Annotated in this window: 1 protein-coding gene; it reads left to right on the top strand. The window is 50.3% G+C overall.

The features are described 5' to 3' along the window. The coding region (locus FH871_RS32520; protein WP_138995367.1) for a transposase at positions 1–394 on the top strand (394 nt) is incomplete at both ends.

The following is a 394-nucleotide window of genomic DNA, read 5'->3' as shown; positions in this document are numbered from 1 at the left end:
AGCGGTTCAGGAGATGCGCGTCAAGTACCGGTGGGAAGCGCTGGACGCTGAAAACGAAGCCCTTGAACAAGCCAAAGCCACTCAGAGCGCGTATGAGCCCGAAGTACTCTCGAATGGCGATACGCTTAAACAACTGCTGGCTCGCAGCCGGTATGTACTTTATAAAAAATCGGGAGATTGGACTGACAGTCAGCGGGAACGGGCTACACTGCTTTTTGATCGGTACCCTGATCTGAAAAAAGCCTATGATCTGAGTCAAGCCCTAAGCCACATTTTCGAGAATACGACCGATAAACTCTATGGCTTAGCCCGCCTGGCAAAGTGGCATGAAAAAGTCAGGCAGTGCGGTTTCAAGGCTTTCAACACGGTGGCTCGTTCCATTCAAAATCACTAT

Origin of the sequence: Larkinella sp. C7, from assembly GCF_006149005.1 — a bacterium.
Classification (GTDB): Bacteria; Bacteroidota; Bacteroidia; order Cytophagales; family Spirosomataceae; genus Larkinella.
Note: the sequence above shows the minus strand (reverse complement) of the source record. Positions and strands in the feature narration are given on the sequence as shown.